This window comes from Mesorhizobium sp. 113-1-2 (assembly GCF_016756475.1).
Taxonomy (GTDB): Bacteria; Pseudomonadota; Alphaproteobacteria; order Rhizobiales; family Rhizobiaceae; genus Mesorhizobium; species Mesorhizobium loti_C.
Window position 1 is genome coordinate 5,844,018 of record NZ_AP023242.1, and the last position, 24,127, is coordinate 5,868,144.

The following is a 24,127-nucleotide window of genomic DNA, read 5'->3' on the forward strand; positions in this document are numbered from 1 at the left end:
GTCAGAAATACCCCTCGCGCTTCTTCTTTTCCATGGAGCCAGCTTCATCACGGTCGATCAGGCGGCCCTGCCGCTCGGAGGTGCGGGCGGTCAGCATCTCGCCGACGATGGCTTCGAGCGTGTCGGCATCCGATTCGATAGCGCCGGTGAGCGGATAGCAGCCCAAAGTGCGGAACCGGACCAGCCGGTTCTCGACCGTTTCGCCGGGGCGCAGTTTCATGCGATCGTCGTCCTTGAGGATCAGCATGCCGTCGCGCTCCACCACCGGCCGTTCCTTGGCGAAGTAGAGCGGCACGATCGGGATGTTCTCCTGCAGGATGTACTGCCAGATATCGAGTTCGGTCCAGTTCGACAGCGGGAAGACGCGGATCGATTCGCCCGATGCGATGCGGGTGTTGAATATCTTCCACATTTCGGGGCGCTGGTTCTTCGGATCCCAGACATGCTGGACATTGCGGAAAGAGAATATGCGCTCCTTGGCGCGCGACTTCTCCTCGTCGCGACGGGCGCCGCCAAAGGCGGCATCGAAACCGTATTTGTCGAGCGCCTGGCGTAACGCCACGGTCTTCATCACATGGGTGTGGGTGTTCGAGCCATGGTCGAACGGGTTGATCTTGTCGCGCACGCCGTCTTCGTTGACATGCACCAAAAGGTCGAAGCCGAGTTTTTGCGCCATCTGATCGCGAAAAGCGATCATTTCGCGGAATTTCCAGGTGGTATCGACGTGAAGGAACGGGAACGGCGGCTTGGCGGGATAGAACGCCTTCATTGCCAGATGCATCAGCACGGATGAATCCTTGCCGACCGAATACAGCATGACCGGCTTGGAGAAGGCGGCCGCGACCTCGCGGAAAATGTGGATGGACTCGGCTTCAAGCCGCTGCAGATGCGTAAGTGCTATGGTCATAGACTGTGAGCGTTCTCTCGTGCCTTGCGACAGAAGACCTTGCGTCAAATCATCGAGCCTTTTGCGCCCGGTTCAAGCTTCGCTTCTGGACAAAGTGTTTTCGTGCGGGCGTTCTAGCAGATCGGCGCACGGCAGAACAATGCAAGACCAGCCCGGCAGCGGTCGGTTCGGGAATGAATTTTCCACGCTTTCGCCATAACCCGAAAATTTCTGTTCGCAAGGCCGCCAGCCGGGAAAAGGCAGGAAAAATATTACTCGGGAGACCATGACGACAAACACCCCTGGCGCCCTTTGCCAATCGACGGGCGCCGGGCCGCCGATTTTCCGTGACAACAAGCCCCGGCGCACTATCGAAAAGACCGTCCAGCCGTTATACAACCTGCGGAAGCGGGCAAGATGCGTCATCAGGCATGGGCAATTCGAGGCGAGCATATTCGGTTCCGCTGAACGGGATGTGCCGCATTAAGCTACTCGAGAACAGCGAGCCCGAAACTTGAACCGGCTTTCGTCCATCAGACCGCAACTTACGCCGTCGCGGATCAATATCTACTTCTCCATTCTTTGCTTCTTTTTTCCACCGGTCCTGGGATCGCTGGTCAGCTTCGTGTTCAATGGCGGCGGCCTGTGGTCCGTCCTGTTGATAGCCTTGAAGAAGAGGCGCTTCAACATCGACAGGGCGATGATGGCGCTGACGATCGCGATCTATGCCTACTGCACGGCCAATATCGTGGCGTCCATTGTCAACAATGCGATCGTCCGGGATGCACCACGCCTTATTCCGCTCGTGACCTTCCTGCTTTTCCCGATCTCCTATTCAACCTGGAGCATCACGCAGAAAACCACGCTCGTCCGCATCATCGTGCTCAGCAGCCTGGCCGCCTGTTTCGTCGCGCTGCTGCTGGCCGTTATCCAGCAATATTGGCTGGGGATGAGGGCCAAGGGCGGGGCCGGCAATGCGATAGTGTTCGCAGAGGTGCTTTGCCTTGCCGTAATGGTCTGTGTGGCTGGTGCCTTGTCGGGTATCGAGAGACACAGGAACGCCCTCATCTGCGCAGCCCTTGGCGGAACGATCGCCATCATCTACTCCGGTACGCGCATTATCTGGCTGTCGCTGCTCATCGCCGGCATCGCCGTCCTGCTGATCAACCAACAGAGGCTGAAAGGAAGGAATGCCATTCGCCTGCTGGTGCTGCTGGTGGCGGTCGGCGCCGTGATCGCGGCCGTCGGTTTCCAGACGATATCCGGGCGTGTCGACTTTCTGCGCTCCGACCTGGACGCGCTCGCCACCCATGGTGACTACACGACGCCCATCGGATTGCGATTCGCCGTGTGGGATATCGGTCTGAAGGCGTTTCGTGAGATGCCCCTGTTCGGACATGGAGTGGGTGCCACCCAGACCTTGATAAAACAGGGCTTCCGCGATCAGTTCGGAATGGATGCAGGCTTCAGCCATTTCCACAACGGCTTCCTGACCGCCTTGGTGCAGGCGGGAATCCTGGGCGCGGTGACGCTGGCGGCAATCTTTGTCGTTGCCGCCAGGAATGCCGCCTTGGTCCTGCGAAACAGCACCGATGCGATCGAGCGGTTCGGCGCCACCATGATTGTCATCGTGGTGATCACCTATCTCACGGCCGGAATGACAGGCATCCTGGTCGGCCACGACATTCTGGACTCGATGCTGATGGTCTTCCTGGTGTCGGGAACGTATCTCGCCTCCGGACGTCAGGCTCCATTGCCGCAAGACCAGGCACTTGCGCCGATGACGGACGAACGAGAGCTGGCGCCGGTGGCGGAAGACCCAATCCTTTCGCCGACGATGGAAGAGCAGATGCGTCCATCCGTCACCCAATAGGCGTTCAGGGCAAAGGCGATGAAAGTCCTGGTCACAGGCGCGACGGGCTTTATCGGCCGTCAGGTGGTCAGCCAGCTTCGAAAGGCCGGCGCCGAGCTCCGCCTCGCGTCCCGCCACCCGGAGAGGCTTGGTCCCGGACATGACGCCGTGCAGATGCCCGGTTTCGATGCGCCGACGGCTGCCTTCCTGGCGCTTACCAGGGACGTTACGGATGTCGTCCATTGCGCGGGTCTGAACAATGATGAAGGCAATGCCACCGACGCCGATTTTCGGCAGGCCAATGCGGAATTGAGCGCACGGTTGGCGCAAGCGGCGGCCGAACAGGCAAGCGGACGGTTTATCCAGCTCTCCTCGATCCGGGCCGTGATCGGCGCGCGCGTCAGCGCAACGATCGACGCGGACACGATACCCGATCCGCAATGCGCCTATGGGCGCTCGAAGCGCGAAGCAGAGATCAGAGTGCTGGACACCTATGCGTCGCATGGCCGTTCCGACGCCGCCGTGCTGCGGCTGCCTCCGGTCTACGGGAGCGGCATGAAAGGAAACCTGGCGACACTGATGCGCCTGGCCGACACGGCTCTGCCGTTGCCGGCAGGCGCGCTGACGGGAACCCGCTCGCTGTTGTCGTCGCAATCGGCGGCAGGCGCGGTGTGGCATCTGCTCAGCCATTCGGGGCCGCTGTGCCCGATCTATGTTGCCGGCGATGTGCCGCCGGTTTCGATCGCTGACATCGTCGGCGCCTTTCGCAGCGGTTTCGGACGGCCGACGCGCCTGGTAGCCGTGCCGGCCGGGCCGTTGCGGGCAGCCGCGATCCTGTTGGGCAAGCGGACGTCCTGGGACAGCTTGACCGCGACACAGATATGCGACCCTTCCCTGCTCGTATCGGAAGGCTGGCTGCCGGAAACCGGCACGCTGGAGCGGCTGGCCGAGATAGCGCGGCTCGAAAACGCTCAATCGCCGCCGTTGCGATAGAGCGTTCCAAACAGGATGCGAAGGTCGAGCCAGAACGATGCCGCCTTGAGATAGGCGGCATCCGTTTCGGCCAGAAGCTGTGGGTTCGACATGTCGATGCCCCTGATCTGGGCCATGCCGGTAATGCCCGGACGTACTGCCAAAACCCCCAGCCGCCTGCGACGCTCGATCAGTTCCGTCTGTGTCGGCAGACAAGGGCGCGGCCCGACCAGGCTCATCTCGCCCTTGAGAACATTCCAGAATTGCGGCAGCTCATCGAGCTTGAACTTCCGCAAGGTCTTTCCGACCGCGGTCACGGCATTCGCCGGCGCTTCGTGCGAGGGCAAGGACGGCGTTCCCTGGACCATCGTCCGCAACTTGTGGCAGCGAAACAACACACCATCGCGGCCGACCCGCGTTTGCGAAAAGATCACCGGACCGGGCGACGATGCCCGCACCGCAAGCGCGCAGAGCAATAGAACAGGCGACGTCACCAGCAACAGCAGGGCTGTCGCGACGAGATCGAAGGCTCGCTTCAGTCGCTTCACAGCCTTCCCCGGATCATTAAAACCGCCAGCGCGGGATCGATATCCCAGGAAGATCTCGCCGTTCAACCGTCAGCTGCAACGTCTCTAACCTGCTTGCCCGACTGTTCTCGAGCCAGTTTCCTGCCGCGTGTCTGGCGCTGATGTCTCCGGCCGATGGAGCTCCGCCAACACGGCAAGGGCGGAAGCCTTGTCCTGGTTCTTCATTGCCGCCTGCAGCGCAGCCAGTGCGGCCTGAATCGCCGGCCACGCCACGACATCGGTCCTGAGACCGAAGATCTTGGCGATGTCGAGCGTGACGATCTCTTCATTGGCGCCCTGCAGCGTCTCATGCAGCTTCTCGCCGGGCCTGATGCCGGTGAAGCGGATCGGGATATCCGCATAGGGCGTCTTGCCGGCCATGCGGATCATGGTTTCCGCGACTTCGAGAATCGGCACGGGTTTGCCCATGTCCAGCATGTAGATGGCATAATCGTCCTTGCCGTTACGCGACTGTGCGTCAGCGGCGGCCATGATGACGAGGTCGACAGCTTCCGCCACCGTCATGAAATAGCGGGTCATGCGTCGATCGGTAATCGTGACCGGGCCGCCAGCCTCGATCTGTGCCTGGAAGATGGTCGCCACCGAACCATTGGAGCCAAACACATTGCCGAACCGCACGGCTATGAACTTGGTGCCGGAACGGCGCCCATCTGCCACGATTGCATGGCTTTCGTGCAGGGAGCTGACGAGCTGCTCGGCCGCTCTCTTGGTGATGCCAAGCACCGAGGTCGGATCCACGGCCTTGTCGCTCGAGATGAGCAGGAACTGCGGAACGCCGCATTTGGCGGCAACCTCAGCGCAGACAAGCGTGCCGAAAACATTGGTCTGGATGGCCGATTCCCAGTTTTCCTCGAGCAGCGGAACGTGCTTGAGCGCAGCGGCATGGAAGATGATGTCCGGTTTGAATTCCGTGACGACACGCGTCATCTGGCGCCGGTCCGCGACATCGACAATGCGGACCTTCAGGCGTTCATGGTCCTTCTCGTCGACATACTGGCTCAACTGGAAGATGCCGAACTCGGAATTGTCGGCGACCAGCACCGCCCCTGCCCCCAGCTCCAGCGACCGCTTGACCAGTGTGCGGCCGATAGACCCTGCGCCTCCGGTCACCAGGACGCGCTTGCCGCCGACGAAAGCGCCAATGCGTTCGATGTCGGACGGCACCGTCGGACGGCGCAGGATCGTTTCCATCTCGACTTCGTCGAGAACGATCTTTCCCTCCTGCCCCAGTTGCGAAAGCCTCGAGAACTGTACGACGGCTATGCCGCCATGGCGGGCGACACGCACAAGCTCGGAATATTCCTCGATCTCATGCTCGACGCCGCTGCCGAAAATAAGCAGGTCGATGCTCTTGGTGCCGGCGGCGAAGTCCTCCAGCACATCGATCAGGCGCGGTCGGGACGCCACCACGGGAACACCTTGAATCCGTGTGCCCAACGGAGCGCCGCGCTCGGTCGCCATGATGCCGGCGATGGAATAGTCGGCCGGCTCTGCCGTGCGTGTGAAGCGAATGATCAGGTCGGCCTCGCCAAGCCGACCGACGAACAGCGCCCGCTTGGCCTGCGTTTTATTGGCCTTCTGGGTGAGGATGCCCCAGCTCGCGCCGTCGCGAAGAAATCGGTAGAACAGCCGAGGCGCCGATATAATGGTGAAGGAAACGAGGAAGAAGACGATGAATTGGCGCTCGTTGAGGCCAGCCACGGGCTGGAGGAAACGAGACATCAGCGAAACGGTATAAAGCACAACCGTCAGAATCGCGCAGCTCTTCAGAATGTTGAAAAAGTCCGGGGTCGAGGCAAAGCGCCAGATCGTGGTGTAGAGACCACAATATCTGAACAGCAGGTGGCTGATGAGAACGACCCCTGCCCAGGTGACAAAGCCTTCGTAGGAGAATGCATCGAACGAAAGGTCTGACCTGGAGAGGACGAGACTAAGCGCCACCGCGACCAGGACCATAGCCATATCCTGGACCATGATGAAGGCGCGCCGCATCTTCGGCCGACTTCCGGATACGGCTTTTACATAGGAAGTCATTGGCCAGTACTATACTCCAGGCAAGGATTCGAACATTACAGCCTCGCGCGATCGAATGACATCCCTCACCGATCGCCCGTTTCGAAGTTCTAATCCTCAGCCCCCGCTGCAATCATCGCATAGCGTGGAGTTGCAGCCATCGCCAGAGCTTTTTTTGATTTCCGGTTGGGCAGAGCGTCAGGGGCCGGGCTATGCTCCCCGCTTTATCGCGCCACCGGCTTCGAGAGACCGAACCGCCTATCCTTGCGAGCACAAAGCTGCGGCCAGTCGGGTGGAATTGTGGACGAACCGGCCGATTCGATCGGTGGATGAGCCGAGATTCCTGCCATCGATGCCGATTCTCAAGCCTATCTCCGGAAGCAGGTAGGACATTTCAGCGGCAACCGGACCGGGGGAATTATTGGCGGCTGCCGCCTATACTGACAATCTCAGACCTCAGCTCTAGCGCCTAGCATCATCGCCAATGAGCGTTGCCCTATCCGTTCCCAACTGTTCTCTTCCACCCACTCCAATCGACGCTTGGCGATATTCTCGAGATTGGACCCTCTGGGATCGTCATAGAATTCACGTAAGGCGGTTGCAATATTCGAGGGGGCGAAGCCGTTCAACCCGATCGTTATCCCGCGAACCTCATCGAACAGGTGTGCAGGAGATGTGGCTACAAACGCGCAGGCAGCCAAAGCGGTCCTGACAGCGGCGCTGGAAGATTCTGGATTATCCAAGTAGGGAAGTACGACCAAGTCACACTCCGAAAGCATTTCCTCAACCTTCGCTTCTTCAAGGTAATCCGGGTACAGCTCTACTTGATCTTCAAGACCCATGGTTCTTATCATTTTCTTGCAATTTTCAAGCTCCTCCTTCGAATTGGAATCCGTGCGAACAGCATTCAGCAGACACAGCCTGAATTGTTCGCCATCGTGTCGGGCCGCGATAAATTTCGCAAACCCCTCGATTAATGCCCTCACATTCTTGTGTTGGTACAAGAAGCCAAAGGATCCGATCCGCTTGGTCAATCTCTCTGCAGGGCGGGTGTTGCCGCGATATGGAATGCCCTGCGGCATAACTGTCACGTTGTGACCCAGCCCGCATTGACCCAAATTGTTGAGGTCAGTCACTGTATGCACGATGACTCGATCAAACAGCTTCAGGGTTTCTACAACAGTGCTCCGTCGCGCCGAATCAAATTGTAGAATTGGCCGCGAAGTATGTAGCGTGATGAAAACGACCTTCCCTAAGGCTTTAAGCTCCTTGACAGTTAACAGTAGCTCTCTATCAATCTCGTAAAAGGCAAAATGATGTTGAAACCAAACAACTTCTTTCCATAATCTAATATCCGCGCTGGCAAATCCCGATGTTGGGGCGTTCTTTAACCATTCTCTTGTTACCCTCACATCCTCACTTGATGTAGAGGCATGAGTTTCCCTAACTTTATTTTTTGGACCGACAATTGAAACATCTTTAAGATGTAAAGCGCCGATCAAACGATCCGAGTAATCTGCAATCCCGCATGGCTCACGCCAAGTCGATACCACCGTCAAACCAAGCGGTCGCTTAAAACCCTCCTCTATCTGCTCAATTCTGTTAATTGCGCCTAAAAAATGCTTGGCCGCATCGTCCGAAGCATAAAGCTGACTCACCCGGTCGAACAGCAGTCGCGCCCGTCGCTGCGAGCGGCTTCCTCCCGCGCCAAAATCGCTGATCAGGTCGTCGAGTATAGAGGCTAATGCCTTTTGGTCAGGCTCAACCCAAAATGATGCACCGCTGGATAAGTGCGACGAGGAAGGAACGAAGTGAAAGGGAATTCGCCAGCTGTTCTCATCGGAGAGAAAATCCGCTTGTCCACCGAAACCGGTTGCAACCACAGGAAGATAACGAAGTCCCGCTTCGATGGCCGGCAAATTCAAACCTTCGCCCCTAGATGGCAGGACTATCGCATCTGATTGATCGTAAAGTTCCTGCATTTGCAGAGTCGTATAGTCATCAAAAATGACGCGAATATTATTTCGAAATTCGGGAGCCACGATGTCTAAAATGAGCTGATCGACATTATTGTGTTCGTTTGGAAATGTTTTTATAGTCAAGCGAATGTCATTATTTCTCGAAACGATGTCGAACGCTGACAGAAGAAGATCGACACCTTTCCTAGGAAAGCAGGAAGAGATGTGCAGAAGATTGATTACCCCTGACACCCGGGGGGATTTCGGTTCCGCGGCCGGAATATCCACGACGGGCGGCGGCGCCAAAACGATTGGCCTACGACAGCCGTTGTCCTGCAGCGTTTTCATTACGAAACGAGACGGAGCGACAACGGCGTCGTAGCCATTCAGCTTTTCGATTGTTCCGAACGGGATTGACGATTCCTCCCAGAAAAACATGATATAGGCGCGCTTGTCGTCATCCGAGCGATCCAGCACCGGAAAATGGTGAACAAGGGTAATATAGGATTCGTCGGCAAACCCATCCCGCATCATGCGCGTGAGAACCGCCGTCGATGTATCGTTTGGGGCCGAAATAGCGTCCTCACGTCGTCCATGAAATGGGACGATATTGATCCGTCCCAGCCCAAGCGAATACATCTTCTCAGCCAAATTGCGGTTGATATAGGCGAGGCTGTATGTTCCGCTGAAATGGCCAATGAATTTTATGGATCGTTCAGTGAAATTTTCGAACCCTTTGGCCGTCACATCGGGAAAGTCAATCAGGAAGCCTTTTTCCAAAAGTGTTGGATATGCTTCGGTCAAAGGAGGGTAGGACGATACGCGCGCCAGATAGCGGTGGAGGGTCGGAAAACACCTAATTGACCTGTCAAGATGACGCCACAAGCGCGGGTAAGTTCTTAATATATTTTTACTCTTATAAAAAATTCTCTTTGCCGATGATCGAGATTGACGTTGCACTCTTTGGAGTGCCTCCGTGACCATCCAGGAGAGGTTAATATTTGACACCCTGCTCTTTATTTCCTGCAAGTGCGAATGTATCACATAATTCATTTCCATCTGTTCAATTATAAATTTCTCCACCGCGATGTCTTTTGACGCATGTTCACGCCTGTTCTCCTCTAGTGCATATTCAACACCTTTAAGACGAGCATGAACCGCATCGGCTTCTTCCGCCAATTGCATGAGACGTCGCATGTCAGCGGGTCCTTGCTGCGGAACAGATGCGCAATACGATTCAAATTTCAATTTTCTGGCTGTATCTAGGCCCGACTGTTTCAACGCGACCAGCGCATAATCGGGTCCCAAGCTAAACAGTGTGTTTATCAACGATTGGATAGGGCCAAAATCCTCGGCGGCTGGTTTGCCGTTGAGTCTAAGAATCCTGTTCGCCCTGAAGCCAGCAAGCTCAGCGTAGTAGACCATTAACGGTGGCGGTATCGGCCTAACATGGGTCGGATCCATGTGGAACGCCCAAGTTGCGACAGCGAGATTCTCTGGGTTTGGCGTCTCAACAATGATAATCCCACCGGGCTTCAGTATTCTATAAATCTGCTCCAGCAACTCTATGGCATATTCGCTTTGGAGATGCTCAACCAGATGAAAAGCTGTAACGACATCGTAGCTCGCATTCTTCGTGTTTCTGACAAATTCGAGAGCATCCGCGTTGACCGATACAAAGTTTTTGCTTTCAGCCTCCGCGATCATCGTGGGATTGTTCTCGACCCCAGTGCACAGCCATCCCCTACCTTTCAAAAGACTGCACCATTCTCCTCTTCCGGAGCCGAGATCAAGCGCAGTTGGATCGGCATCGCTCTCGGAATGAATGACGTCCAAGAGCGGCAGATACACGGAAAATGTGTGTAGGATGGATTCCCGGTCTCCTCTGAATCGCTCCTCAAAATTGCGGTACTGGTTCATGATGCTGGCTGCCATCAAAGTTCTCCAGAAAAGGGCGGCGACCACCCTTTAATAGTCACTACAAACCAACTGAATTTGGCTAATCGCGCAGCCTGATAGGCCAGAATGAATGGGCGGTCTTGTCTGACGACACCGGCGGAAGCTCGACGCTCAGATTCACACGGCCACTCGCGACCGCGACTATGACGCGTTCGAGTTTGTCCATGCAATATTTCCTCGGATGACGAACCGCGCGTGTCGGCTTGCGCAGCATGCGCCGCCGCCTGTCCCGCTCGCTCTTCCGCCTGCCCGGCTCGCGTCTCGGCACCGACGATCCTGTTGAGGTGCTCTGCGCCGGTTGCGCGAACAAAGTCGTCAAATAGGTTCGGTGGCGCCGCGGATGCCGGCGCCAATTCGTCCCAGAATTCTGCGGCAATGTAGAAGCGGTTCAAACCGTCGAACCACACCAACCGGTTGTTCGCAGCGAGAAGTAGCGGTTCCCACTTCAGGTGGTTTTGCTCCTGCGGATTCGGCTTCGTCGCCTCAAGCAGGACGATCCAAGGTCGATGGCTCGTCCAAACAGCTCTGGCCAGAACATCACGTTCTGTCCCTTCAACGTCGATTTTCAGGAAATGGATATCTGCTGGAGCATAGTCGGCGCAGATGGAAGCCAATATCCGCGACGGAACCTCGTGTTCCCGGATCTCGTATCCTGCCACGCGATGCTGTTCGGCGATGACCCGGTCCATGGTCGACATGCCAGTGCCAACCACCTCAAAGAAAGGCACGCTCCCCGCACTGGCGCCGGCTGCGACACCCAAAGTTACATCGCGTGGGCGCGCGCCCGCGATGCGCGCCACATAGGGTGGATTGGCCTCGATGTTGATCCCACACCAGCCATGATCGCTAAAGGCCCGCGTAACAGAGTATTCGTCCGGGTCCGCGGTGCCCACATCAATCCAGAATCCTTGCGGAATATGCTTGAGCGCCCGCCAAAGCATAACATCTTCAAAATTCTGGGCGTATGAAATGAAGGTCAAAGGAAGTACCGTTGTGTCCAAATCTCGATTGGGGCCGAGTTCGGCCTATTGTCACGCGCCGTCTCTCGGATCTCTAAGCAGGTAGCGCGAAGAGCGGGTTCGACGGATCGAATCGGATTTTCTTCTTTATCACACTGTCTCATCCGTTCGCGCCCTAGCCGGGCATCAGCCTGGACAAACATACGAGGTTGCGATTGGCATCGTCTACAACCTGTTTGCATTTATTCTTGTTTCAGACGATGAACTCAACCGAAATAGGCTGGCAGAACCTCATTTGTAGGGCCATCCATGCGCACACGGCCATGCTCCATCCACAGGATGCGGTTGCAATTCTTTTGCAGCAGATCGCGCGAGTGGCTGGCAAGGACAAGGATCTTGGTCGTCTCGACGATCTCGCGCAGCCGCCTGTCGGCCTTGTGCTTGAAGTCCTCGTCGCCGGTCGAAAGCCATTCGTCCATGACCAGGATTTCCGGCCGGATCGCCGTCGATGTCGAGAACGCCAGGCGTAGCTGCATGCCCGACGAATAGGTCCGGAACGGCATGTCCAGAAAATCGCCCAGTCCGGTGAACTCGGCGATGCCATCGAATTGCTCGCGCAATTCGTTCGGCCGCATGCCCATCATCGCCGCCCGCAGCCTGATGTTCTCGCGCCCTGTCGCTTCCGGGTCGATGCCCAGCGAGATGTTGATCAGCGACACGCATTCGCCGTGGATTTCCGCCGAGCCGCTCGTCGGCCTGTAGATGCCCGACAGCACGCGCAGCAGCGTCGTCTTGCCGGAACCGTTGTGGCCGACGAGGCCGATCCGGTCCCCCTCGTTCACCGAAAAACTCACATCCTCCAGTCCGCGCACGATGACATGGCCATCGACCCGACGGTCGATCGCGCCGCCCGTGGCGACGCTCAGCACCCTGTTCTTGAGCGAGCGGCTTGCCGCGTTGAAGACCGGAAATTCGACCGAGACGCCGGCCAATATGATGGAAGCCATAGCAGGGATCATAACCAATAGGGGATGCGGTGACGATAACGGCCGAACAGCAACAGGGCGACCGTCCAGCCAACGATCGCAAACACGATGCAGGCGATCCAGCTCGTCGCGGACGGGAGCTCGCCCAGCAGCGGGTCGCGCACGACACTGAGGAGATGGTAGAAGGGATTGAGTTCCAGCAACAACCTTGAAATGCCCTCGGGCAGCGTTCGCGTCATCCACATCACCGGGGTCAGGTACATGATGACCTGCAGAAGGTTCTGCATCACCTGCGTCATGTCGCGGTAGCGTGCGCACAGCACACCCAGGATCAGCATGATCCAGAGCAGGTTGAGCGACAAGATGACAAAGCCGGGCAGCGCCAGGAAGACGTGCCATGTCGGCATGCGCGCGACGGCCAGCAGGACGAGCGGGTAGATGAGAATGTTGTGGCCCAGAATGATGGCGTTGCGGTAGAGCACGCGCAACACATGGGTGAACAGCGGCATGCGCACCTGAAGGATGATGCCCTCGGCCCCGATAAAGGCCATGCATCCCTCGTTGATCGACGACGAAATGTAACCCCAGAAGATCAAGCTGACGCAAATGTAGGGGAGAAACTCCTGCATCGGCGTGCGAAAGAGGGTGCCAAAGACGAAGCCGAGCGCGCCGATCAGCACGCCCATGTTGATGGTCAGCCAAAACGCTCCGACCCGCGAGCGCCGGTAGCGCTGGGCCACGTCCTGCCAGCTGAACGTCGTCGCCAGATGGTGTTTCTTCAGCGCGGCTCTTATGTCGGCGAACGCCTCTGCGAGGACGCCTGTCTTAGTCGGCAGCATATGTCGAGATGTCCCGATCGTGTGTTCTGCCCAGGCCCGGCTGTGTGCGAAAGGTTCGATACATTATTGCCCTGGCGACATCAAGTTGACGACTGTCTCAGGCAAACCGATTGAGCAAGCGCCTTTCGCCACGAAATCACACGACGCCTTCAACCCAAGGCCGCTCACTTCGGGAAGAGACTACAAGATCGCCGCATCGTCTCATCACCATGCCCGCAGCGTACAAAATCCGCGCTCCTCGCAGGCCATGTTGCAATGGAGTTCGACTCTGCTATGCGGAGGAGGTGCCGGCGCCAGGTATGAAAAGCCGGGATCGACGCGGAAACCTGATATCACGGCTGAAGGGCTCGCTAACCCGCACCGCACGCAGTTCATTGTACCCAGATCGTAAATGAAAATCGGAATCGACGCACGCAACCTTGTGCCTGGCCTCACGGGTATCGGAAGATACGTCGTCGAGATGACGCGGGCGCTCGTCGCAGCCGGACACCGACCAATTCTCTATCTGCCCGAGTCGCCGGCCAATGGGCTTGATGAGCTCGTTGGGGCCGACATGCGCGTGGCGGCTTTCCCGGGCGCTGCCGCTCGCATGATCTGGTCGCAAACGGCGCTGCCACGCGCAGCAACCAACGACGCGGTCGATGTATTTTGGGGGCCGGCGCACCGGCTTCCCTTCCGTCTGCCGGCGCCGATGCCGCGGGTGGTCACAATTCATGACCTGGTTTGGGCCTATGCGCCCGAAACCATGCGTTGGCAGACATGGGGCGCGGAGCGCGCCTTTGTGGGCGCCGCGGTGCGCCGGGCTGACGCTATCGTCGTGGACTCGAATTCAACGGAGGGGGCGCTCCGGGAGAGATACCCCGGTCTGGAAGCTCCCGTGACAACGATCTATCCCGGCTATACCCGCCTCGTGCCGGGCAACATTGCCGCCGTGCACACGCGTTTTGGAATCGACCGGCCCTATCTGCTGTTTGTAGGGACCCTCGAGCCGCGCAAGAATCTCGTTCGCCTCTTGGAGGCCTGGGCCGGCCTCGACCCGCAGGTCCGTTCCGGACATCTGCTGGTCATCGCTGGTGGACAGGGTTGGCACCTCGGCGATCTCCGGTCTCGCCTGGTGGATCTTGGTGTTTCCGACCAGTTGCGGCTCACGGGGTACCTGGATGACACCGATCTGGCATCGCTCTATGCTGGAGCCCGGGCTCTTACGATGCCATCACTCTATGAAGGGTTCGGCTTGCCCATTCTGGAGGCAAACGGTTTTGGGGTACCGGTTCTGACCTCCAACGTCTCTTCAATGCCCGAAGTTGCCGGCGCAGGCGCCTTGCTGGTCGATCCGCTGTCAGTCAGCGACCTCACCGCAAAGCTGCATCAACTGCTTACCGACGATCGCGATCTTGCACGACGAGCCGCGATCGCCAAGGCCAATGCGGCGCGTTTCGACTGGCATCTCAGCGCAAAGCGTTTGATCGAGGTTTTCGACCAGGCCATTGCCAAGCGGAAAAGCCGCTGACATGCGCGTCCTCCACTTTTTCAAGACGTATTGGCCTGACACGTTCGGCGGCATGGAACGAGCAATCCATGCAATCGCCTGCGGAACGTCGAAACTGGGCGTTGAGCCGACGGTGCTTTCACTCAGCCGCAAGCCGGAGGAGAACAGCGTCTTCTTCGACGGGCATTGGGCCTACAAGGCACGCCTCGATCTGGAGGTCGCCTCGACGGGTTTTTCGCTCGGCGCCTTCAAGCGCTTCGGCGAACTGGCGGCGCAAGCCGATGTCATTCACTATCACTTCCCCTGGCCCTTCATGGACCTGGCTCATTTCGGCATGCGGGTGCGAAAGCCAACCGTGGTCACCTATCAGTCTGACATAGTCAAGCAGAGCACGCTGCTGCAGGTCTATCGTCCGCTGATGCATATCTTCCTCAACAGCGTTGACCGCATCGTCGTGGCCTCGCCCAATTATCTGGAAACGAGCGCTGTCCTGCGAGGACGGCGTGCCAAGACAATCGTCATTCCGAACGGCCTGGACGTGAAGGATTATCCGGCCCCCTCCGAAGCACGGCTGCAACAATGGCGCGCGCGGTTTCCCGGCAAATTTTTCCTGTTCACCGGCGTACTGCGTTACTACAAGGGCGTGCATGTCCTGATCGAGGCAGCGCGCCTGAGTGGCTATCCGGTCGTTATCGTCGGCTCGGGTCCGATGGAGCAGGCCCTGCACGGGCAAGCTGAAGCAAACGGGCTGTCGAATGTGCATTTTGTCGGCGCGCTGGAAGAAGAGGACAAGATCGCGCTTCTGACCCTGTGCAGCGGGGTCGTCTTCCCGTCTCATCTGCGCTCGGAAGCTTTTGGGTTGTCTCTTGTCGAGGCAGCGATGTTCGGCAAAGCCATGATCTCTTGCGAGATCGGCACTGGCACAAGTTTCATCAACCTGGACAAGGTGACGGGATTGGTCGTCCCACCCGCCGATGCGCCGGCCTTGGCTGCAGCCATGGCTCAGATCTGGGAGGACCCGGACATGGCGAAACGCTTCGGGGAAAACGCAGTAGAGCGCTACGAGAACCTGTTCACGTCCGAAAAAATGGCAATCTCCTATACCAAGCTCTACCAGGATCTCGTTCGGAATATCTAATATTTCCTCGGCGACAACAAATAAATCGGATGTCACCGCGCCTTTTACGTCACGCGATTGTAGCGATAATCAAGATGCCTGTCGGCTCTTATATTAATCAAAACTAAATATCGAATCGATTTCCGTGCGGCCTCACCCCATACGCGCGATATCCCAGACCCTTTTCGCTTGTCAATTTCCGTTTGCAGCGAGTAGGTAGTGGGCTACGATTGCGCTGGGTTGCGGCATGGACGACTGCGAAATTGTATTCGATTTGAGATGCCTGCAAGACCCTTCCTACAAGGATCGCGGCGTCGGCAAGCTGTCAGCGAATCTGGTCAGGGCCGTCGGCCACCTTCGCGAAAGGGTTGGGGTGTCGACTCTCGGGCTGGTCGATCCCGCCTTGCCGCCGCTCGAGGATCGTTTCCTTCATCTCGTCGATCGGGTTCGCAGCAACGCCTATCTGGGTGTCAAAGGATGTTCGACAGTGTTCTTCGAACTGTCCCCCATGACCCATGATCCATTCTTCCTGGGTCGCATCGTGAACGACCCCGATATTCTCAAGCTCGCGATTGTCTATGACTTCATCCCGCTCATGAAGCCGGAACGTTACCTGCCAACGGCTTCCAATCGCCTCGACTATCACACCCAGCTCATTTGGCTTTCCCGCTACGATCATTTCTTCCCGATCTCGCAGCATACATCAGGCGAGCTCCAGCGCCTTCTCGGCGTAGACCCGTTGCGCATTACCAAGACCGGGGCACCGATAGACAGCGCGTTCGAGCACGCCGACACATCCGGGCGGCGGGAGAGATTTTCCGAGCGCTATGTTCTTGCCTGCGGCGGAGCCGAGCCTCGAAAGAATGTCGAGTGCCCTATCCTCGCTCATGCCGGAAGCGCCGTGATGCAAGACGCCGGCATTCGGCTCGTGGTCACGGGGAACTACCCGCCGGTTTGGCAGGCAATCCTGCGCGATCTGCATACGGGAAATGGCGGCAGGCCCGAGCTTCTTGTCTTCCCTGGTTTTGTCGACGAAGATGAGCTCGTTTCGATCTACCGCGGCGCGCTTTGTACGGTCGTTGCTACGCACATGGAGGGGTTCTCGATTCCGGTCGTCGAGGCGATGGCGGCGGGATCGCCGGTGATCGCGTCTTCCATCCCCGCTCACAAGGAACTGATCGGGCGCGACGATTTGATGTTTTCTCCAGACAACGCGGAGGAACTCAGAAAGAAGCTCGAAGCGATTGCCGTCGATCAGGCGGGGCGCACCGAGATCGTCCAGGATCAGTCAACACGCTGGCAGCGGTTTCGGGCCGACAAGATCGCCGGTGAATTCTGGTCGACGGTGGGCGATTTGGTCACGCGTCGTCAGCCGAAGCCCACCGGCGTCCTCAGAGGCGCACGACCACAAATTGCGTTCCTCAGTCCGATGCCGCCGGACCAGTCCGGGGTTGCGGACTATTCCGCCGCAACAATCAGGGAACTCGGCAAACTGGCCGATGTCCACGTATTCTCAAAACATGCGCCTGTGGCCACACCTGAGGGAGCAGCGTCGGCGCAGCTGATCACCGCCCTTCCCTGCCTGTCTTCTGGCTTTGATCGAGTGGTCGGGGTGATGGGGAACTCCCATTTTCATCTGGAGGTGTTCCAGATGCTTGAACGCTATGGCGGGGCTTGTATCGAGCACGACAATCGCCTGCTCGGTTTCTACGCAGCCCTCCTGGGGTCGTCGCGCGCCCGGGCGGTTGCGGAGCGTGAGCTCGGGCGACCTGTGACCGACGAGGAGATCGGTTCCTGGCTGCAAGACGAATCGAGGCTGCGAGCAACATTTCTCGGTGAAATCGCAGAATGGGCTTCGCCCATGTTCGTCCATTCGCGCGTGACGGCTCGGATCGTTCAAGAACGCTTTTCCAAGACAGCGACCTACTTGCCTTTTTCGATCTATCGGCAATGGGAGAATGATCCGACCGATGAAAAGTTGAAATCGGCAGCCAGACAGAGCCTCGGAATCGCCGCAAAAGAATTCGCAGTCGTCTCTCTTGGTTTTGTTCACTCCACGAAAGCGGTCGAAGAGTGCATTTGGGCTGTTGACGTTCTGCAAAGCTGGAACATTCCGGTAAAACTATATTTTGTTGGCGAGCTTTCTGGAAATGATGGACCTTTCAAGGATATGGTCTCCCAACTCGGCTTGACAGATCATGTAGTGTTTTCATCGAGCTTTATCCATGAGACGCAATATCGAGACTATTTGCTCGCGGCTGATGCAGCGGTTCAGTTGAGAACCCATCGCTTCGGAGGCTTGTCCGGCGCGCTGCTCGACTGTATCGCCGTTGGGCTGCCCACCGTTGCAAACGAGGACCTGGCGCTGGCAATGGAGGGGCCGACCTATGTCTCTACCGTGCCGGATCATCCAAGCCCGGTTCTCATCGCGGAAGCGCTGGCCAAGATCAGCCAGAAAAGCGCCAATCGGTCTCAATTTGACGAGGCGCGGCGACATTACTGCGAAGTTCATAGTTTCAAAAACTACGCGCAGCAGCTGTGCGAGGGGCTTGGATTCTGAGACTGTCGCCAATCGCCGAGGACCGTAAGAGAAGAGCATTGCCACCAGCCCCAATCTTTGCCGATCTGACCGAGTTGACGAGCAATCCGTTGCGCACGGGAATCCAGCGGGTGGAACGCGAGATCTTGCGACGCTGGAGCGGGCCTCGGCCGCTCGTCCCGTGTCGGTTCGACGCGGAGAAATTGGCTTTCTGCGCGCTCCCGGACGCGGTGGTGGAAATACTCACCGGCGACGGCAAGCACTCCGTAGAGGATGAGACAGAACGACTTCTGCCACATCTCCAGAAGGGTACGCCGATTTCCACCACCGACCTCAAAGCCGGCTTGCACAACCCCGAGGTGTTTTTCGACCAGCAACGCGCCGAGGCATACCGGGCCTTGTGCCATGAGGGCACCGCCTCGGTCAGTTGGCTGGTGTACGATTTCCTGCCCTATCTTCATCCGCAGGACTGGGAGCCGCGTACGACAGGGCGACTGATGCATTATGTGCGTGCGCTTCGCGAAGTACCGCGCGCAGCGTTTATCAGCGAACAGACCCGCCGCGAGTACGTGCATCGCGTGATCCGAAAGGCTGGCCGCGCAGGTCCCGCGATCCCGCTCGGAGGCGATGGCGTTGCGATATCCCGGCAAATGTTCGACGCCAAAAAGCGGATGTTCACATATGTCGGGACGATCGAGCCCAGGAAAAACGTTGCCGATATTCTCGAGGCCTTCGAGCTGCTTTGGCAGCAGGATGTCGACGTCGAATTGACCATCATTGGTCGGATAGAAAGCCGATCGACACGCGAGCCTGCGATCCTGGAACGCCTCAAGGCCGAACCGCGGTTCAGATATCTGGGTCACGCAAGCGATGATGCGATCAGGCAAACTCTGCAGAAAACCAGAGCAACCCTGTTCGTCAGTTCACTGGAAGGCTTTGGCATCCCGCCCTATGAAAGCCTGGCAAGCGGCATCCCGGTCATTGCATCCGCGAACCTGCCAAGCCTCGACGTGCTGCCACAAGGCGGCCGTGTCATCCTCGACGAGATAAGCCCAGAGGCGATTGCGGGCGCGGTGCGTCAACTGCTTGATGATCCGTTCGCGGAAAGGCTTTGGGGTGAGGTGACGAGACTGCGAATACCGACTTGGGACGGGTTTGTGCAGACACTCGCATCGTGGCTGCACGGCACAGGCTAACGTCCTCGCGGCGGGTTTGACGCGATCGTCAGGGCGAGCGCTTCCAGACTCCTCACCAGTTGAGCCTGCTCCTGCCGCAACGCCTGGATGTCATCCGAGCGTGCATGATTATCCAAGCTCCTCGCAAGTTGAGCCAGCTCCTGTCGCAACGCCTGAATCTCATTCGAGCGCGCGTGATGAAGGGCCTCTTGTGAGCGATCGAGGCGTTCGTAGACGGGCTGCAACAGAAATGTCCTGACCCGCCACATGACCGGACGCACGAATGGCCTGAAAAGGACCTTGTAGACACCGAGAGCGCCCTTCTTCGCGGTTGAGCGCAGGCGACCTGGAGCAGGGCTGGAGGGCGGCTCATAGCTGGCAGGTGAACCCATGGAACTCTCCGCAGGAGTGATATCAGTCGCGTTATTACGACCGACAGCATGATGAAACCGGCGCAAAAGCCGCGCCAATGGCAGAACGCTCCCCAGAGCGCGCGGGCCCCCCTCATCGCGAAGCTCAAGGACGATACGATCGTAACGCGCGGCAAGAGACGTCGCGGAAGCGAGCGAATGATGTTCCTGCTCCAGCTGTCTGGACAGGGCGGCAATATGGGCCGCCAGGCGCCTGCCGTCCTCCTCCGCCCGCTCGCGTTCTTGCTCCAGCTGCTTGGACAGGGCTGCCGCGTGGGCCGTCAGGCGCTTGCGTTCGGCCTCCGCCTGCTTTTGTTCCCGCGCCAGGCGTTTGGACAGAGCCGCTGCGTGGACTGTCAGACGCTGGCTTTCAGCCTCCGCCCGCTCAACTGCCGCCGTGAGCTCAGCCGATTGTTCTTGAATGTCCGCGCTCTTTTGGCGCTGAGCTTCGCATTCCGCGGAAAATTGATCTCGCTGCGCAATGATCTCACTGCGTTCGGCCGTCAGTTGCTTCACCGCCACGCCTGAATGCCATTGTTCGAATGTCAAATGGCCGTCGAGAACGTTTACCGGCACTTGGAAGTGGCGGAGCAGCTCTTTGCTCTCGGCCCTCACATAAAAGACATTGATGCCGTCGAAATACGCACGCAAGAACCCGTTTGCGAGCAGGACAGGCTCCCAATTCTGATTGACGAGTTCGTTCGACCACGGGGCAGTCGCTTCAATCACCAGCACCAGCGGTCGAATCAAGCTCCAGTCTGTCGCTCGAATGATGGCAGCTTCCGATCCTTCCGCATCGATCTTGAGAAAGTTGATCTCCTGTCCGATGGCATGCTGGGCGACGAGACTGTCCAGCGTCACAGCGCGGACGCGAAGCATCTCCCCTTCACCGTCCGCCATGATCGGCCCGTCGGCCACTTTGGACATGCCAGGATCGGATTGATTCTCGAAGAAATCAACGTCGCCCTCCTGATCCGTGACCACGGCCCTTACATTTATGTCGCGCGGCCGTTCCCGCGCCAGCTCGTCGAAAACCGTTCCCGGTTCGACGTTTATGCCGGACCAGCCTCGATCGTAGAAGGTTTTGGTGACGGATCCTATGGTCGGGTGATAGGCGCCGATGTCGATGTAGAAACCGGTCGCGGCATCCTTGAAAACGCGCTCGAGCAAAACGTCTTCACAATTTTGGGCGTAGCTGATCATAGCGGGCGCTGCCGGTGGGGGCGTTGCGTTGGCGCCCATGGTTTTTCCTTAGATCTCATTCGAATCGAAAAAGCTCCATTGGTCCCGCAACTTCGCTGTCTAACTTAGCTGAGGCTGTTTGACATTAGTGGGAAACTCTCAACCGAGGTAGGTCGGCAGCCACCTTGGACCGCCCATCGGCACGCCACGGCTGCGATGGACTGCAGTGACTCCGCATAGCTCCAACACGGCTCTTGGTCGGATCAATCTGGCCAGATTTTTCATCTCAATTCACCTCTTGGGATTGCATCGTCGATGCTACCCCTTTGACGATCCGTGCGGTCGGCTCCGCCTGCGTTTTGCTGGTCGCATGCTGCCGTGTCTGAAAATTGTCGAACGGCTTGCTGAAAACGGGACATCGGCTAAAACCCCGCCAATGGATCAGGACATTTCTCCCTTGCGCGGTTTCGCGATCTGCACGGCGCCACGGTCGGGCAGCAATTTCCTGTCGTAGCGCTGATAAGTTATAGAGTTGGCGCCGTGCGCCATGGACTGGCTGAGCGGACAGTTCGTCGTAAGGAGCCTGCCCGATCCATGACCTTCGAACAGCCGCTGACGGTCCTGATTGCCAACATCTATCTGACGGGCCGTTCGGGAACCGAGATCGTCACCCGGGAGGTCGCCTTCGCCCTCATGCGCGCCGGGCACAGACCGATCGTCTATGCACCCGGGTTGGGGCCGATCGCGGAAGAGATCCAGGCACGCGGCATACCCGTCACCGACGACATCTCGACCATCGCCGCAGACATCGACATCATCCACGGCAACCACACCCAGGTTACCGCGATCGCTGCGGCGCGCTTCCCGAACGCCCCGGCACTCTACTTCGCCCACGATTTCGTCGCTTGGCACAGCGCCCCACCGCTGCTCGCCAACGTCTGCAGATACGTGGCCGTCGACGACACGGTTGCCGAACGGCTGCAGTTTGAAGCTGGCATTCCGGCCGACCGTATCGTCACGCTGCTCAATGCCGTCGACACCGACCGTTTCGTGCCCGGGCCGCCGCTGCCGGAGCGCCCGCGCCGAGCCCTGGCTTTCGCCAAGAACACGCAGCATTTGCAAGCGGTGCGCGCCGCCTGCGCGGAGCGCGGCATCGAGCTGGACGTGATAGGAGCCTCGATCGACAGCATCGTAAGCGAACCCGAAACCCTGCTGCCGCAATACGACCTCGTCTTCGCGTCGGCGCTAAGCGCCCTTGAAGCGATGGCATGCGGTCGCGCTGTCATCGTTTGCGACGGCCGCGGCCTTGCCGGAATGGCTCGTTCCGAAACTTGGGATCATTGGCGGCGGCGCAACTTCGGATTGCGGGTGCTGCAACAGCGCCTGTCGGCCGAGGCAATCGCAGCCGAGATCGACCGCTACGATGTGGTCGACGCAGCGGAAATCTCGAAGAGAACCCGCCAAGAGGCAAGCATGTCAAAATGGTTGAACGCTTGCCTGTCGCTCTATGGCGAAGCAATCAGCCAACACCGCGCCGCACCTGCGGACAAGGACGCGTTGAACCTTTCACTGGCGCGTCATATGCAGACCTGGCTGCCTAAGCCTGGACCGATATGGCCGTGGATGACGGAGCGTGAGGATCTGCTGGGGCAACTGGCTCGCGCGCAGGCCGAGTTGGAACAGGCAGAGTTGGAACTGGCCAAACTGGTGCAGGCCGAGCCGGAGCAGGTCGGGCTGGAACCGGTCGAGGCGAACAAAGTGGTATCATGCGCCCAGGCCAACAATCCCGAAAGGTTCGTGCGCCTGACAGGATTCTCCGCGGCAGAACACTGGGGAGTCTGGACTGACGGCGACCTCGCGACAGTCGAATTCAAAATCTTCTCCGCAGCCGCGCCAGCCTCGCTGAGACTGGGTTTGGTGCCCTTTCTTCATGAGAACCACCCGAAACTGGTCGCTGAGCTTTTCATCAACGGAATATGGATCGAACGACGGGTGTTTGGACCGATCGATCCTGGTGCGCCGCTTTTCCTTCAGCAAGACTGGGAGGTGGCGTTGCCGCCCGAAGCCGCGCTGGCCCGGAGTCTCACTGTTGGCCTGCGGATCGAGAATCCGGCAAGTCCACTGCAGGTAGGCTTGTCGGACGATCGGCGGCGGCTTGGACTGGGGCTGTGCCAGATCGAACTTGGCGAATGAGGTCCTGACCTTCGGCCAAGATGCTCATCCGGGATTCAAGCCGCCAGTTGCCTGGCCAGCGGCTCGACGTGTTCCTTGAAGCGAAGCACCGTCTTGTAGTAGCCGCTTTTCACACGCTCCGTGCCCCAACGCTCATAGGCTGGTGGCTGCTCGGAACATTCTGAAATGTCCAGATGGTAGTCGACCGGTGTGAGGCGTTCCAGACTGAAACTGGTAAGGCCGTACGCCGCGCGCAGGCGGTCGGCCTCCTCGGTCAATTCCGGATAATTGTCGACGGCCCTGAGCTTGCGGTCGAATGCCCCGGCGTCGAGATGAAGCTCTATTCCCTCTTGTGTGGCGGTTTGGCGCCTCAGTGCCACCGCCTCGAGCGGAAATTCGAGATTGGGCAGATCGCGACCACCTCGGTCGTGCAGCCGCGCCAGCGCCGCATTGACGAGCAGCCGGCAAAGGTCATGCCCCGGATTGAACCCCTCGACCGCGTCGGCGGCGACATAGTCGATCGCCTCGCCGGCGAGAATCGTGGCTATTTCGTCAACCAGCGCCCTGAATGTCTCCGCTTCGCCGGCCAGAATGGCCCGATAGAGATCGCGGTCCGCCATCCTGCCGAAGAACGTTGCAGCGGGACGCGCGCCGGCGCCAGCCAGGACTTCGGCCGTGCGGTCGAGCCGGCCGGCATGGAGATGACCCGAGCCGTCTGTCAGCACCAAGACCAGCGGCTTGCTCGTTTCCATCCAGTGATGGACCCGCAATTCATGCCCCGGATGGGCAACGATCAATGCAGCTTTCCTGCCGTGCCACCAGCCCTGCTCGTTGCTAACCACGAGTGCGCCCCGAGGCTATGGGATGCATCATCGCAAGGCCTGGATGCGGACTGACGCAGGTTTCCCGCGCTAGGCTCGAGGCGGCTGTAACGGCGGATGCATCACGTGCGGGCATTGCCTCGATTTTCATTATTTCTCCGTACATTTCATCAGAATCGTAGGAGTTCCAATGACCTCATGACTATTGATT

General features: G+C 58.5%; 16 protein-coding genes. 7 read left to right on the top strand and 9 right to left on the bottom strand.

What is annotated here, in order from left to right:
• Position 1 precedes the first annotated feature (1 nt).
• Entirely contained in the window at positions 2-907 is a 906-nt protein-coding gene (gene cysD / locus JN279_RS28560) for a sulfate adenylyltransferase subunit CysD (protein WP_096456108.1), read from the bottom strand.
• A gap of 493 nt (positions 908-1,400) precedes the next feature.
• Between cysD and JN279_RS28565 the strand changes: the two genes are divergently transcribed.
• A complete protein-coding gene (locus JN279_RS28565) occupies positions 1,401-2,759 on the top strand; it encodes an O-antigen ligase family protein (RefSeq protein ID WP_096456106.1) in 1,359 nt (452 codons plus the stop codon).
• Between the two features lie 18 nt (positions 2,760-2,777).
• Complete coding sequence (locus JN279_RS28570) at positions 2,778-3,731, top strand: UDP-glucose 4-epimerase family protein (RefSeq protein WP_096456104.1); 954 nt, start codon at positions 2,778-2,780, stop codon at positions 3,729-3,731.
• Here JN279_RS28570 and JN279_RS28575 read toward each other — a convergent pair.
• The 6 genes from JN279_RS28575 to JN279_RS28600 all read right to left on the bottom strand — a co-directional run bounded on the left by JN279_RS28575 (position 3,710) and on the right by JN279_RS28600 (position 13,011).
• Positions 3,710-4,258, bottom strand: coding sequence for a sugar transferase (locus JN279_RS28575; protein ID WP_096459000.1), 549 nt, complete (start codon positions 4,256-4,258; stop codon positions 3,710-3,712). The two genes, JN279_RS28570 and JN279_RS28575, sit on opposite strands and share 22 nt — an antisense overlap.
• 84 nt (positions 4,259-4,342) lie before the next feature.
• On the bottom strand, positions 4,343-6,331 hold the full coding sequence (locus tag JN279_RS28580) for a nucleoside-diphosphate sugar epimerase/dehydratase (RefSeq protein ID WP_202350831.1): 1,989 nt from the start codon (positions 6,329-6,331) through the stop codon (positions 4,343-4,345).
• A gap of 428 nt (positions 6,332-6,759) precedes the next feature.
• Positions 6,760-10,203 (bottom strand): glycosyltransferase, encoded by a 3,444-nt coding sequence (locus tag JN279_RS28585; protein WP_202350832.1) that lies wholly within the window; start codon positions 10,201-10,203, stop codon positions 6,760-6,762.
• Positions 10,203-11,207: an FkbM family methyltransferase gene (locus JN279_RS28590; RefSeq protein WP_202350833.1), complete on the bottom strand. Its 1,005-nt coding sequence runs from the start codon at positions 11,205-11,207 to the stop codon at positions 10,203-10,205. The genes JN279_RS28585 and JN279_RS28590 overlap by 1 nt, the downstream gene beginning before the upstream one ends.
• 245 nt (positions 11,208-11,452) lie before the next feature.
• Entirely contained in the window at positions 11,453-12,193 is a 741-nt protein-coding gene (locus JN279_RS28595; RefSeq protein WP_096456096.1) for an ABC transporter ATP-binding protein, read from the bottom strand.
• Positions 12,194-12,201: 8 nt separating this feature from the next.
• The gene (locus JN279_RS28600) at positions 12,202-13,011 is read right to left on the bottom strand and encodes an ABC transporter permease (protein WP_096456095.1); all 810 of its coding nucleotides are present in this window, start codon (positions 13,009-13,011) and stop codon (positions 12,202-12,204) included.
• A gap of 391 nt (positions 13,012-13,402) precedes the next feature.
• Here JN279_RS28600 and JN279_RS28605 point away from each other — a divergent pair, with 391 nt between their 5' ends.
• The 4 genes from JN279_RS28605 (at position 13,403) to JN279_RS28620 (ending at position 19,352) form a co-directional block, all read left to right on the top strand.
• Entirely contained in the window at positions 13,403-14,521 is a 1,119-nt protein-coding gene (locus JN279_RS28605) for a glycosyltransferase family 4 protein (RefSeq protein WP_096456093.1), read from the top strand.
• Between the two features lies 1 nt (position 14,522).
• A complete protein-coding gene (locus tag JN279_RS28610) occupies positions 14,523-15,638 on the top strand; it encodes a glycosyltransferase (RefSeq protein ID WP_096456091.1) in 1,116 nt (371 codons plus the stop codon).
• A 226-nt stretch (positions 15,639-15,864) separates the two neighbouring features.
• Entirely contained in the window at positions 15,865-18,177 is a 2,313-nt protein-coding gene (locus JN279_RS28615) for a glycosyltransferase (RefSeq protein ID WP_096456089.1), read from the top strand.
• A gap of 38 nt (positions 18,178-18,215) precedes the next feature.
• On the top strand, positions 18,216-19,352 hold the full coding sequence (locus JN279_RS28620; protein WP_202350834.1) for a glycosyltransferase: 1,137 nt from the start codon (positions 18,216-18,218) through the stop codon (positions 19,350-19,352).
• Here JN279_RS28620 and JN279_RS28625 read toward each other — a convergent pair.
• Positions 19,349-20,983: an FkbM family methyltransferase gene (locus tag JN279_RS28625; RefSeq protein ID WP_096456085.1), complete on the bottom strand. Its 1,635-nt coding sequence runs from the start codon at positions 20,981-20,983 to the stop codon at positions 19,349-19,351. The two genes, JN279_RS28620 and JN279_RS28625, sit on opposite strands and share 4 nt — an antisense overlap.
• Before the next feature lie 534 nt (positions 20,984-21,517).
• On the opposite strand from JN279_RS28625, the gene JN279_RS28630 reads away from it, so the two are divergent.
• On the top strand, positions 21,518-23,116 hold the full coding sequence (locus tag JN279_RS28630) for a glycosyltransferase (RefSeq protein WP_096456083.1): 1,599 nt from the start codon (positions 21,518-21,520) through the stop codon (positions 23,114-23,116).
• Between the two features lie 35 nt (positions 23,117-23,151).
• Here the strand turns inward: JN279_RS28630 and JN279_RS28635 are convergent, their stop codons facing one another.
• Positions 23,152-23,937: a hypothetical protein gene (locus tag JN279_RS28635; RefSeq protein WP_202350836.1), complete on the bottom strand. Its 786-nt coding sequence runs from the start codon at positions 23,935-23,937 to the stop codon at positions 23,152-23,154.
• Positions 23,938-24,127: the final 190 nt, after the last annotated feature.